This window comes from bacterium, assembly GCA_018812485.1.
Lineage (GTDB): Bacteria > JAHJDO01 > JAHJDO01 > JAHJDO01 > JAHJDO01 > JAHJDO01.
Genome location: JAHJDO010000050.1, coordinates 1 through 12,169, shown reverse-complemented (window position 1 = coordinate 12,169; position 12,169 = coordinate 1). Strand labels below are relative to the sequence as shown.

General features: G+C 39.1%; 12 protein-coding genes. 2 read left to right on the top strand and 10 right to left on the bottom strand.

Annotated elements, in window-relative coordinates; all coding sequences use genetic code 11:
• Positions 1 to 188 precede the first annotated feature (188 nt).
• The 8 genes from lptD to KKC91_04020 form a co-directional block, all read right to left on the bottom strand.
• Positions 189 to 2,594, bottom strand: a complete 2,406-nt coding sequence (gene lptD, locus KKC91_04055) for an LPS assembly protein LptD (protein MBU0477723.1) — start codon at positions 2,592 to 2,594, stop codon at positions 189 to 191.
• Between the two features lie 176 nt (positions 2,595 to 2,770).
• On the bottom strand, positions 2,771 to 3,256 hold the full coding sequence (locus tag KKC91_04050; GenBank protein ID MBU0477722.1) for a cytidine/deoxycytidylate deaminase family protein: 486 nt from the start codon (positions 3,254 to 3,256) through the stop codon (positions 2,771 to 2,773).
• Positions 3,257 to 3,346: 90 nt separating this feature from the next.
• Entirely contained in the window at positions 3,347 to 4,306 is a 960-nt protein-coding gene (locus KKC91_04045) for a ribonuclease HII (protein ID MBU0477721.1), read from the bottom strand.
• Between the two features lie 154 nt (positions 4,307 to 4,460).
• Positions 4,461 to 4,922, bottom strand: coding sequence for a 50S ribosomal protein L19 (rplS, locus tag KKC91_04040; protein MBU0477720.1), 462 nt, complete (start codon positions 4,920 to 4,922; stop codon positions 4,461 to 4,463).
• 33 nt (positions 4,923 to 4,955) lie between these two features.
• Positions 4,956 to 5,642: a tRNA (guanosine(37)-N1)-methyltransferase TrmD gene (gene trmD, locus KKC91_04035; GenBank protein MBU0477719.1), complete on the bottom strand. Its 687-nt coding sequence runs from the start codon at positions 5,640 to 5,642 to the stop codon at positions 4,956 to 4,958.
• Positions 5,642 to 6,073 carry a 30S ribosomal protein S16 gene (gene rpsP / locus KKC91_04030; GenBank protein ID MBU0477718.1) on the bottom strand — a complete coding sequence of 144 codons (432 nt, stop codon included), beginning with the start codon at positions 6,071 to 6,073 and terminating at the stop codon, positions 5,642 to 5,644. The genes trmD and rpsP overlap by 1 nt, the downstream gene beginning before the upstream one ends.
• A gap of 21 nt (positions 6,074 to 6,094) precedes the next feature.
• Positions 6,095 to 7,417 carry a signal recognition particle protein gene (ffh, locus tag KKC91_04025; protein ID MBU0477717.1) on the bottom strand — a complete coding sequence of 441 codons (1,323 nt, stop codon included), beginning with the start codon at positions 7,415 to 7,417 and terminating at the stop codon, positions 6,095 to 6,097.
• Positions 7,410 to 8,072 (bottom strand): ribulose-phosphate 3-epimerase, encoded by a 663-nt coding sequence (locus tag KKC91_04020; GenBank protein ID MBU0477716.1) that lies wholly within the window; start codon positions 8,070 to 8,072, stop codon positions 7,410 to 7,412. The genes ffh and KKC91_04020 overlap by 8 nt, the downstream gene beginning before the upstream one ends.
• A 60-nt stretch (positions 8,073 to 8,132) precedes the next feature.
• On the opposite strand from KKC91_04020, the gene KKC91_04015 reads away from it, so the two are divergent.
• Positions 8,133 to 9,506, top strand: a complete 1,374-nt coding sequence (locus KKC91_04015; GenBank protein MBU0477715.1) for a class I SAM-dependent RNA methyltransferase — start codon at positions 8,133 to 8,135, stop codon at positions 9,504 to 9,506.
• On the opposite strand, the gene fmt is transcribed toward KKC91_04015, so the two are convergent.
• Positions 9,496 to 10,443 (bottom strand): methionyl-tRNA formyltransferase, encoded by a 948-nt coding sequence (gene fmt / locus KKC91_04010; protein MBU0477714.1) that lies wholly within the window; start codon positions 10,441 to 10,443, stop codon positions 9,496 to 9,498. The genes KKC91_04015 and fmt overlap by 11 nt on opposite strands.
• Positions 10,440 to 11,519, bottom strand: a complete 1,080-nt coding sequence (locus tag KKC91_04005; GenBank protein MBU0477713.1) for a DNA recombination protein RmuC — start codon at positions 11,517 to 11,519, stop codon at positions 10,440 to 10,442. The genes fmt and KKC91_04005 overlap by 4 nt, the downstream gene beginning before the upstream one ends.
• Before the next feature lie 157 nt (positions 11,520 to 11,676).
• On the opposite strand from KKC91_04005, the gene rpsT reads away from it, so the two are divergent.
• Positions 11,677 to 12,042, top strand: coding sequence for a 30S ribosomal protein S20 (gene rpsT / locus KKC91_04000; GenBank protein MBU0477712.1), 366 nt, complete (start codon positions 11,677 to 11,679; stop codon positions 12,040 to 12,042).
• Positions 12,043 to 12,169 lie beyond the last annotated feature (127 nt).

The following is a 12,169-nucleotide window of genomic DNA, read 5'->3' as shown; positions in this document are numbered from 1 at the left end:
TCGTTCTTAAACATTGGCACATAGATAGAGCTTATTCCAGCGCCTCTTATTGTGCTGGGAGTATATCCACACCCTGCTAAGACAATAGGAATTAAAAATACAATTAAAATTTTAGGGGTTGAAAACCCCTTAGTCATCTTCATAAAATAAGCATCCCAATTTTGTCTTTTACTCATTAATTCTGCTTCCTAAAATCTGACTGAGCTGGATACATCTTTTTCTCCTGACTCATATTCTTCATATTTCTTTTCGGATGTTTCCCTTCTCCTCTCTGTGTACAGGCTTCTGAATCTGACCTTGCCGCTTCTGTATGCAGATAAGTTAAATGATATAAAAAAACCAGTTTCATCCGGATTATCGGACCTATTTCTTGTACGCACAATAAATTCTACATCCCAGCAACACATATTATGCCAGATTGAAAACTCCTGTTTTTCCCACGCAGATCTCTCTATATCATACATATTATACGCTTTAACAGCCCATTTTTTGTTAATTTCCCATCTTGTAGAATTCTCCCATAAGTATCTATCTGTGTCATTGTTATATCGTAATCCAAAGGATGTCTCAAATTTATTTACAGGGCTAAAGATAATGTCTCCGCTTATTGAACTTAATTCATCCCTATACATGTCATAATTGCTCTCAGTACGTATGACAAGCTTATCCGTAGGATTTATTTGCAAGTCACTTGAAATGTCTGTAAAACGATGCGTAGTGTGTATGTTTTGATCATATTTTGTTCCAACGTTCCAGTAGAATATCTCTCGTTTACTATAATTTGTTGTTTTAATTAGTTTATTATCTTTGTCCATTGTTATGTCTTCATGTTTTTTCTTAATTTGTATCCTGTTTATCAATGAAAAGTCAAAATAGTCCAGATCTGCCAGTCTGTCAAGTTCGTCAAAATAGTAGAGATCATTCTGATCCATTTGAGGCGAAGGTCTATAATGGTAGCTTGCAATCGGCTCAACTACGTGTCTTATCTTATTTATTTCTCCGAGCTCATTTACCTCCATTGTCTTATATAACTTTGTGCTTGCCTCAATATCGCCCCTATAAACTCCTCTAAGCACATTGTCTTTGCCGTATTTATCCTCGCTGAACCATGTTTCTTCATACCCTACAGAGGGGTCTATTCTTAACCAGCCAAAATATTTACGCGGCATAGAGAGCGTATTCCCCACATCCACGCGCTGTCTTTGAAAACTATCAGATTCCTTTTCAAGATTTACAGCGCTGCCCTCCAGCTTATAGAAAAATGATGAATCACCTATTCGCTGTTTACTCGTTCCAAAATCTATCTCTGGCAGACGGTCTATTACATCATCATAAAAATCATGCATGCGCTTTCTTAAAAGCAAACCGATATAATAATCATTCCATGTCTGAGAAAGGGATAAATAAGTCTCTGGCCTTCTTGTAAGTAACTCTTCTTCCCACCCTTTCAAGTATTCCTCATCAAAGAAATCCTCATTGTAGTCAGGATCGCTGAGTTTTTCTATCTTAGTTGTGCCGTAGAGCCCTCCTCCAAAATCCTGCTTGTGTCTATAGTACAGTTTCCACCTATTCCATTTATCATCTTTCTCATCAGAAATGGCTACTCCATATTCATCCGTGTGATTATCTCCGGTTTCTTTATAGTAATTTTTGCTTTCGTATATCTGATATCCATACAAATATCCTTTGCCTCCATCGGTCCTATAGTCAATATCAAGCCCCTTTCCCATAGGAAATCGCGCTTCATCTATTCCTTCTCCCGGGTATTCATGCTGTCTGCCCCATCCTCTTTGCTCAATATAATCTCCATATACCCGACCGAATAAGTTCTTGTTAACATACCAATTATAATAAGCAAGAGTCATCCATCCATCGCGGTTATTACTCCCAAGCCAGATAACCCACCCATAAGGAATATGTTTCAAAGGAAATGCATATACAGGCGTATAAAAAACAGGAATCCCCTTGAAAGACAGAACAGCGTTGTATACCCAGATTCTATCATCAAGAATAATCTTCATCCGATTTGCTTTTATCACATAATGAGGCAAAGTTTTAGGGCATGTTGTAAGAATTGCATTATGAACATCATATTCTTCCGCCGAAAGCCTCTCCATCTTCTCCGCATCCCAAAACCATGGCGGAGTGCGTCCCTTTATGCTTTCTACTGTTGCCTGTCCACTCAGAATATCATAGGTTATAATTTCTGCTTGTATCTTATTTTCATTTTCAAAAAAGGTTACATCCCCTTTGGCAATGATCTTCTTTTCTGTTAGATTTACTTTGCACCAGTCTCCTGTCATACGTATGGGCTTATATTTAACTTCAACATTGCCTTTGCCAATAATTACATTGCCCTGCTCTGAGTATTCCAGTTGATCTGCATTTATATCAATGGCAGGCTTTGCTGGCTCTGCAACAGGTTGTGCTGCTTCTAGAAGTTTTGTTGTTTCTGGAGGGCTTGCTGTTTCCGTAGGTAATCCACCTGCTAAGGAAGAGACTGACAAGAAAAAAAGCAATAAAACGCAACAAACTAGGCTACCTCTGGCAGCAATTTTTAATTCTGAATTTTTAATTTTTAATTGAAGATTCATAATTTCCAATTAAAATAGATTGGAGGAGAAAGACACAAAAAACCGTTTAATCTGACAATTTTCCTTAATACAAAAACCCATTGCCAACACCTATATTTACATATGTTTAGACTGTAAAATATTTGTCTTTATACCTTAAAAAAAATACCGCGTCAAGCATTTTGTGCTGAAAAAATTCATTTCTCATACTCTGGTTCTTTATCATTTAAGACATCAAGCTGAATGCCAACTTGAGCGAACATTTTTCTGGTTAAACCGGCAGTATGATATTTTTTTTGGCATACAACCCGTTTAATACCAGCAGCGATTATCATGCGGGCACATACTGAACATGGCTCCATTCTGACGTAGAGAGTAGATCCTTCTAAGGCTACACCTATTCTAGCTGCATGCACAATGGCATTTTGCTCAGCATGTATGGTGCGAACACAATGGTCATGTAATTTCCCGGAATCATCTCCTTCTTCTGTTGACTTAATCATTAAATGCCCAACTTCATCGCAATGAGCCAGTCCCGGCGGAGAGCCAACATAACCGGTAGAGAGAATATGGTTATTCCTAACAATCACACAACCAGCCCGCCCGCGTCCACAAGTAGCTCTAGTAGCAACTGTCTTCATTATTCTCATAAAATAAGCATCCCAAGTTGGCCGCTCACTCATAAATTTTACTCCTTAAAATGTTGAGTGTTCGTAACTTATCAAAAACAGAAAGACTATGTCAACAGAAATTCAAAACACTATATAAAGTTTTTAAAAGGCATTCTGGATTAGTTTAAAATCAACCATATTCTTTTTTGAATCAAACAGGATAGAGACCACATCAAAACGAAAGCAGAGATCCCGATACTTACTTGTTTTAATATATGCCTCTGCAATACGACGAATTCTATTCTGCTTAGTGCGAGTAACTGAACTTTCTGGCGGGCCAAATCTGTCTGACGAACGAGTTTTAACCTCAATAAACACCAAAGTATCCCTATCCTTTGCAATAATATCTATTTCCCCCCATAGAGACCTATAATTTCTTTCAATTATTTTATATCTCTTTATCTTGAGGAATCTACATGTAAAGTCTTCTCCATATTCTCCTAAAGATATTTTTCCCCTTTGCTTATTCTCCTTTTCCAGAACAGGAGAAAACGACCTTCTGTGAATAGAAGATATGCCAAATTTTGCTATTGCTTCAAGATGAAACTGTGTAGCATACCCCTTATGTTTTTCAAAGCCATACTGAGGGTACTGTTTTGCGTAATCTATCATTATTCTGTCTCTTGTGACTTTTGCAATAATAGACGCTGCAGCTATAGACGCGCTTTTTGAATCACCTTTAACAATTGCTATCTGCGGCTTTTTAAAACTTGGCACTCTTAATCCGTCAACTAATATATATTCTGGAGAGACGGTTAGGTTATCAACTGCTCTATTCATAGCGCGGTGTGTGGCAGCCAATATATTGATTTTATCTACTTCTTCTGTGTCTGCAATTCCAATACCAACACTCAGTGCCACATCATATATTTGACTAAATAAATCATCTCTTTTTTTGGGACTGAGCTTTTTAGAATCGTTTAAGCCCTGGATATTACAACACTTGGGAAGGATCACTGCGCCTGCAACAACCGGCCCTGCAAGAGGACCTCTGCCAGCCTCATCCAGACCCGCAATTAAGTTTTTGCCCTGTGCATATAACTTGTTTTCATAAAAAAACATACATCAGTGAACTTCGTTAAAAAAATCCGAAATCCTAAATCCTAAACTCGAAACAAATCCTAAATTCAAATTTTCGGAATTTAAAACATTGTTTTGAGCATTTGTATTTTTGTCATTTGATATTGTTTCGTATTTCGTGCTTCGTGCTTCGAATTTAATCCTTTTTGTCATTTGGGTTTTGGATTTCATTTGTCATTTGAGGCTCTGCCTTAGCTTTAGTCTGTTTTTTCTTTTCCTTAACCTTAGCTGCTTTTCCAACTCTTTCACGTAAGTAATATAATTTTGCCCTTCTGACAGCGCCTTGTCTTACAACCTCGATCTTTGTAATATTTGGAGAATGTAGAGGGAATATTCTTTCCACTCCCTCGCCATAGCTGACTTTTCTTACCGTAAAGGTCTCGCTGATGCCGCCTCCTTTTCTTCTAATCACAATGCCTTGAAATACTTGAACACGCTCTTTTCTCTCTGCCTTTTCTTTCTTCTGCCCCATCTTCCCTTTTTTAGCCGCTATCTCTTCTACGATCTTTACATGAACTTTTACTGTATCTCCTATACGAAAATCAGGGATACTGTCTTTTCTTTGCGACTTACTTATTCCATCCAGAACACTTCCTATATTAGACATATCATTTCCTCCAGAAAAGTTATTTTAATTTTTTAAAATATCCGGTCTTCTTAATAATGTTCTTTCCAAAGATTTCTTCTTTCTCCATAATTCTATTTGATTATGGTTGCCACTAAGTAGAACTTTCGGAACCCTGAGCCCTCTGAATACCGGTGGCCTCGTATATTGAGGATACCCTAAAAAAGGCCCAAAGAAAGAGTCAGTTTTTATAGAATCCTGATTGCCAAGCACCCCTGGTATTAATCTAGCAATAGTATCAATAATAACCATTGCTGGTAATTCACCCCCTGTTAGCACATAATCACCTATTGAAACTTCCCTATTAACTAAATTGCGAATTCGTTCATCAACGCCCTCATATCTTCCGCATATAAATATTAGAGTATGCTTCTCTTTTAACTCATTTGCCATATCCTGATCGAATCTTTCCCCTTGTGGACAGGTAAGAATAACAGAGGTGTTCTCGATTCCAATCTTGGATTCTTTCTTTATATGATCTACTGCTTTGTACACTGGCTCAGGTTTCATAACCATGCCACAGCCGCCACCATATGGAGTGTCATCCGTAGTTCTTCTCCTCCCGTCAGCAAAATCCCGAAGATTGTGTATATTTATGTCTACATGCCCTCTTTCCTGTGCTTTTCCTAATATACTTTGATGCAGAGGAAATTTAAACATATCTGGGAATATTGTGAGAACATGTATTATCATTAATGCGCTCTAGCAAGTTTCTTTTTGCTTTTTCTTTGTATTTGCTTGCCTTTACTACCCTTCTTACCCTGTACTACTTTGGTACTGGACGTTATCTTACGCGTAGCTTTGCCTTTTTGCACTTTCTCTTTACCTTCTTCTTTACTTTTACCTTCTTCAACAGGTTTCTTCTCCACTTTTCCCTGCTCCTGGGATTTCTTAACTCTACTCAATATACCTCTTACTGTATCAGAAAGCTGCGCCCCTTTCTTTATCCACATATCTACCTTTTCAATATCAATATCTACCTTTTTAGGATTCTCTATCGGCCCATAATGTCCTAACAATTCCAAAATCTTTCCCCTGGTAGACACTCTGGAATCAACAGCAACTATCCTGTAGTAAGGTTTCTTCTTTGCTCCTACTCTTCTTAGTCTGATTCTAACCGGCATTTTAATCTCCTTTTGTAGTTTCTAGGCCATTCCGGGGAACAGGCCTTTTCTGCCCAGAGCCCCTCCTTGCTTCATCAGTCCTTTAAGCATTTTTCTTGATGCAATAAAATTCTTTATAAGTGAATTAACGTCCTGAATACTTGTCCCGCTTCCTTGAGCTATACGTTTCCGTCTTTGTCCATTAATTATCTCTATACTCTTTCTCTCCTCTTTTGTCATTGAATTAATAATTGCTTCCTGTTTCTTTATAGTTCCCTCATCAACCTTTAAATTTTTAAATTGACCCTGCGCAGGAAGCATTTGCAGAATTTCCTGCATTGACCCAAGTTTTCTCATTTGCTTAAGCTGATCAAGAAAATCCTCTAAAGTTAAGGTTTCTTTTCTCATTTTCTTCTCTAGCGTTTTTTCCTGTTCAGCTTTATCCTTGAATTCCGCCTTATCAATTAAGCTAAGAATATCCCCCATTCCCAGTATCCTGGATGCCATTCTATCCGGATAAAATAATTCTAAATTATCTAGTTTCTCGCCATTTCCAATAAATTTCACAGGCTTACCTGTAACAGCACATATAGATATTACTGCGCCGCCTCTAGCATCTCCATCCATCTTTGTAAGAATTACGCCATCTATTCCCAGAATATTCTGATATTCCCTTGCTATATTCACTGCATCCTGGCCTATCATAGCATCTGCTACCAGTAGAACTTCATGTGCTCCTGTAGCCTTTTTCATATCTACCAGCTCTTTCATTAGAGTCTGGTCAATATGAAGCCTGCCTGCTGTATCAATAATAACAACATCCTTGTTGTCTCTGGAACCAAGCTTAACAGAATCAGTTGCAATTTTTACAGGATCATTGTGCCCTGAAAAAACAGGTATATTCAACTGGCTGCCAAGAACTTCCAGCTGTTTCACTGCAGCAGGCCTGTATATATCTGCTGCTGCCAGAAGGCACTGATAATTCTGTTTTGCAAAATATTTTGCAAGTTTACCAACTGTTGTTGTTTTGCCCCCTCCCTGAAGGCCAACTACCATTATAACCGTAGGCTGCCCTTTTGCCATATTTACGCCGCAAGCTGATTTGCCTAAAAGGTTGATCAGTTCTTCATGTACTACTTTTATAACCTGCTGCCCTGGTTGAAGGCTTCTAAGTACCTGCTGTCCAACTGCTTTTTCACTAATATTTCCAATAAACTCTTTAACAACCTTATAATTAACATCAGCTTCCAGAAGAACAAGTTGCACCTCCCGTAATGCAGCCTTTATGTTATCATCTGTAAGCCTGCCCGGCTTTCTAAGATTGCGAAATATGTTCTGAAACTTTTCTGATATTATTTCAAGCATTACTATTCCCCTTACCCCGCAATTTTGCAATTGCCTCTTTTATATCAGTCGCTTTAAACACAGCTGTTCCAGCAACCAATATGTTAGCACCTGCTTTTACAACATCTGCTGCTGTGGCTTCGTCTATCCCGCCATCTACCTCTATATCAATAGGTAACTCTGCATTATCTATCATTTGCTTAAGCTCTTTTATCTTTGGCAGAACAGATCTGATGAATTTCTGACCGCTAAATCCCGGATTAACAGTCATAATGAGAACCATGTCAACCTGTTTTAGAATGTGTTCTATACGCACAATAGGCGTAGAAGGGTTAAGTGAAACTCCGACCGTCTTGGAGAATTTGCGTATATGATCAAAAGTCTTATGTAAATGCTCACATGCCTCAACATGAACAGTTATAATATCTGCACCTGCTTCTGCAAAAGCATCTATGTATTTGTCTGGATTTTCAATCATCAAATGCACGTCAAGCGGAATGTTAATCTTGCTTCTTATAGATTTTACTACTACTGGACCTATTGTTATATTAGGAACAAAATGTCCATCCATAACATCAATATGTATAAGATCTGCTCCTGCCCCCTCAGCTCTACACACCTCTTGCCCAAGCCTTGAAAAATCCGCAGAAAGGATTGAAGGCGCTATTTTTATCATTGTGCCAAATTTCTCCTATTTAAATGCTCTTTTAGCACATTTTGGTTTACGTTTCAAGAAATGAAAGCGTTAACAGAAAAATTGATTCTATTCTTCAGAGAAGTTAACGAGAATTATTTCGCTAAATCAATAAAACTTTGCTATACTCCAGATGGTTTTATAAAGAAATTATGTATCCCATATATTCATCGTTCAAATGCGAATTACCTACCTTTCCCCAATACCTGTGTTCTAATGAATAATAAAGATACAATTAAACTGAGAATCCAAGATGTGGTTTATCGCGGACGTGGCCTGGCGCGGCTGGATGGCATGGTCTACTTTGTTGACGGTGTGCTCCCGGGTGAACTGGTGCGGGCAAGAATCAGGAAGCAAAGGAAGAACTGTGCCGAGGCCGACCTTGTGGAGGTACTGGAGGAATCGTCCTCGCGTGTCGTGCCGTCTTGTGAGTTTGCCAAGAAATGCGAGGGATGTTGTTACCAGCATATGGAGCATGACGCGGAGATAGAATTAAAGCAGAAGCAACTTGTGAACCTTCTTGAACACGTGGGTGGATGTTCCGAAGTGACCTGCAGGGAGCCGGTACGGTGCCCATCCGCGCTCGGATACAGGAACAAGATCTCCATGCATGTTAAAGGGCGGGGAGATGGCAGGGCTTTTGGATACTACATGAAGGACAACAAGACCGTTCTTGATGTCCCGAATTGCCCGTTGGCAATGGACCCTCTTAACAATCTTCTGACAGAACTACGAAAGGATTCATCGTTCGGGCACGATACATCGGTCAGTCTCAGGTACACGGAGCATGATGGCGCCGTATATTGGACCAATCGCATCGTACCTCCCAGTCCGAGACTGATTGAGAAAACGCCACTTGGCAATGTCAGCGTTCCAACAAAAAGTTTCTTCCAGACGAACCCACAGGTAACAGAGGCACTTTTCGACAGTTTGTCCGAAATACTGAATCGTACTGAACCCAAGACTGTGATAGACCTCTACTGCGGAGTGGGCACTTTTGCGTTCACCGCGGCAAAGGTCGGAGTAAAAGCAGTGCTGGGTATAGATACAGACAAGCGCGCAATCAACGCGGCAATACGCAACGGGCGAACCCTGGATCTTACTTCGGCAGTGTTTCGGCATGGTTACGCGGAAGATCTACTGGAAGAAGCGCTGGACAAGATTGATGTCAAGGACACGGTGATAATACTTGATCCGCCGCGTGCCGGATTGGAGAAACGGGTAGTCGAGATTTTGAGCAGAAAGAAACCTCGCGATATTATTTATGTGTCATGCGCGGCAGACACGATGGCGCGTGACGTGAAGTTTCTGACCAGCCATAGCTATCGACTTATAGACACGGGACTCGTGGACATGTTCCCACGCACCGCATATTTCGAATCTATTACACACCTGAGTTCATCTATCAGAACCTGAACCCTTTCTTAATCGGATGGCCTCTGATAAATTCTTCGAAAGATACTTTTCTACTGCCTTCAAGCTGCACCTCTTTGAGCAGAAGCTGTCCCTTGCCTGTGCCTACAAGTCCACCTTTACTCTTCAATATATCCAGTAAAACACCTGTTTTCCCTTTGCTGTATGCGGATGTGTCATAAACTTCTGTTTTGAATATTTTTAGCATTTTCTTTTTGCCAGATATGTTTAGGAATGTGTAAGTACTTGGCCACGGATTCATAGCTCTTGTCATATTATGAATTTCTTTTGCAGGTCTGGTCCAATCTATGAGCCCGTCGGATTTCTTGAGCATTGGAGCATATGTTGCCTCTGCATGATTTTGAGGGATTCTGGAACAAGTGCCTTGCTCTATTTGCGCTATAGCTTTAACTAATAATTTTGCTGACAGTTTGCTTAATCTATCATGGAGAGTTTCCAGGTTATCTGAAGGGCTAATCATTATTTTTTCTTGAAGCAAAATATCGCCAGCATCCATTCTTTCATTCATAAACATTATTGTTACACCTGTTTGTTTTTCGCTATTAAGCAATGCTCTTTGTATTGGAGCTGCGCCTCTATATTTGGGCAATAAAGACGCATGTGCATTTATACAACCCAAGCGTGGAATATCCAGAATTTGTTTAGGGAGTATTTTGCCATAAGCTACAACAACTATGAGCTCAGGACTGAGTGCTTGGAGGCTCTTTACTAATACATCTGTTATTGTCTCTGGCTGAAGAATCTTAATGTTGTGCTCTTGTGCACATAATTTTACAGGAGGAGCCATCACCCCTCTTTGCCTGCCTTTTGGCCTGTCAGGCTGTGCAACAACGCATATCACATTATGCTTAGCTTGTATAAGCGCCTTAAGACTGGGCAGGGCAAAATCAGGTGTTCCCATAAAAACAAGATTTGTCATTCTTTACCAGCCGTAATAGATTTTTTATCAGATAAGGCAATATTCTCCAGCTTATTTGTGAATTTTTCCAGTCTTCGTTCCGCAGATTCATAGGAGGATTTTGAGTGAACTAGATGAATGCCTATCTTTGAAAATTCCTCATAAAACCTTGCCAGGTCACCGTGCAGTCGGGAAAGGTTGCTTATTATAGTTTGCGCGCTTTTTTCTATTCTCATGCCTCTTAACCCCAACAAAATTGCCTGCAAATATGCATAGAAGCTGTTTGGAGACACAGGAATTACCTTTTTGCGCAACGCGTAGCTGCAAATACTTTTTTCTTCTCCCAGATTATCATCCTTTATTATAGTTTCATAATATACGTTCTCTGCGGGAACATACATAAAAGCAAAATCAAATGTACCTTCGTCAGGCAGTATGTATTTTGATGCAATACTATCAATATGCTTTTTAATATCGGTTACAAATGCCTTTCTTATTTGTGATTTCTCCATATCGTCTTCTGCACTAATTAGTTTCTTAAAATTTTCCAAAGGGAATTTTGCATCAATCGGCACCATTTGGTGAGCTAATTTAATAACAGCATCAACCCGTTGCCCATCCTTGAAAGTATACTGAAGTTCATAGTGCTCCGGGGACATAATCTGAGAGAGAAGGTCTCCCAATAAGAACTCGCCAAGGCCTCCTCTTAGCTTTGGCGCTCTGAGTATTTCCTGCAAAGAAGATATATCTTTCCCAATATCATATATCCTTTTATTTGCTTCTGCTAATTGCGTAAGCCGATTCTGCACATCTCCAACTACCTTGGTTGTGCCTTCCAGTTTGTCGGAAAAGCTCTTATTGGCTGTTTCAAGCATTTTTATGTTATTCTGCAGCTGTGTATTTATCTGGCCAACTATCAGGGACATCTGCTGATTGAGGACCTGACTATTATCTGAGAGACTTTTACTAACTTGTTCTCTTAGATCATTTATCCCCTGGTGTATAAGTAGATCAGACGATTGCTTTCTATCTTTAAATAAAAGAGCTAATATCAAAAGAAATAAAAAAGCAAATATAACTATAATATAACCTGACATTTCAACATATTCCCAGTTTCTCTGAAAGCTATCATTTAATACAGGTAAACTCAAGAGAATTTTGGCCTGACAGAGCCTGATAAGTTTGAATTCTCTATTGACAAAAGCTTTTTAATATATAGAATCATCCTCAAACATACATAAGGAGATTGTGCACATGCAGAGACATAAGTCAGCCGTTAAGAGAGTAAGAACTAATAAAAAAAGATACAAAAAAAATAGAGCAACAAAGACAACTATTAAAGCTGCTGTAAAGAATGTTGATCAACTTATAGATAAAAAAGCAAGCGCAGCAGACCTGCAAAAACCAATAAGTAGATCCATTTCTTTGATAGACAAAGCTACAACTAAGGGAATTCTTAAGAAGAACACTGCTCGTAGAAAAAAATCCGTGATAATGCGAAAAGTGAATGAATACATATCTGTTCAATCTGAAGGTACTAAAGGGACTAAGTCAAACAAAGAAGAATCTAAATCCAAGAAAAGCGAAGAAATAGAAAAAACCAGTTCTACCAAAAATTAACAATTTCACTTACAATATTTCTTGCCAGATTTTCAATAGCCTCACCTGCAGCTGCTTTCTCCGACATTCCTAATCTGCCAGAAGTATAATAAGCAATACTACCTTCAATAGTTTGAGTCCAGATAAT

What these genes read in the sequence shown, in the direction of transcription:
- lptD (MBU0477723.1), bottom strand. Translation starts at nt 2,594, where the DNA reads ATGAATCTTCAATTAAAAATTAAAAATTCAGAATTAAAAATTGCTGCC.
- trmD (MBU0477719.1), bottom strand. Translation starts at nt 5,642, where the DNA reads ATGATAATACATGTTCTCACAATATTCCCAGATATGTTTAAATTTCCT.
- ffh (MBU0477717.1), bottom strand. Translation starts at nt 7,417, where the DNA reads ATGCTTGAAATAATATCAGAAAAGTTTCAGAACATATTTCGCAATCTT.
- KKC91_04045 (MBU0477721.1), bottom strand. Translation starts at nt 4,306, where the DNA reads ATGTTTTTTTATGAAAACAAGTTATATGCACAGGGCAAAAACTTAATT.
- fmt (MBU0477714.1), bottom strand. Translation starts at nt 10,443, where the DNA reads ATGACAAATCTTGTTTTTATGGGAACACCTGATTTTGCCCTGCCCAGT.
- rpsP (MBU0477718.1), bottom strand. Translation starts at nt 6,073, where the DNA reads ATGCCGGTTAGAATCAGACTAAGAAGAGTAGGAGCAAAGAAGAAACCT.
- KKC91_04020 (MBU0477716.1), bottom strand. Translation starts at nt 8,072, where the DNA reads ATGATAAAAATAGCGCCTTCAATCCTTTCTGCGGATTTTTCAAGGCTT.
- KKC91_04005 (MBU0477713.1), bottom strand. Translation starts at nt 11,519, where the DNA reads ATGTCAGGTTATATTATAGTTATATTTGCTTTTTTATTTCTTTTGATA.
- KKC91_04050 (MBU0477722.1), bottom strand. Translation starts at nt 3,256, where the DNA reads ATGAGTGAGCGGCCAACTTGGGATGCTTATTTTATGAGAATAATGAAG.
- rpsT (MBU0477712.1), top strand. Translation starts at nt 11,677, where the DNA reads ATGCAGAGACATAAGTCAGCCGTTAAGAGAGTAAGAACTAATAAAAAA.
- KKC91_04015 (MBU0477715.1), top strand. Translation starts at nt 8,133, where the DNA reads ATGAAAGCGTTAACAGAAAAATTGATTCTATTCTTCAGAGAAGTTAAC.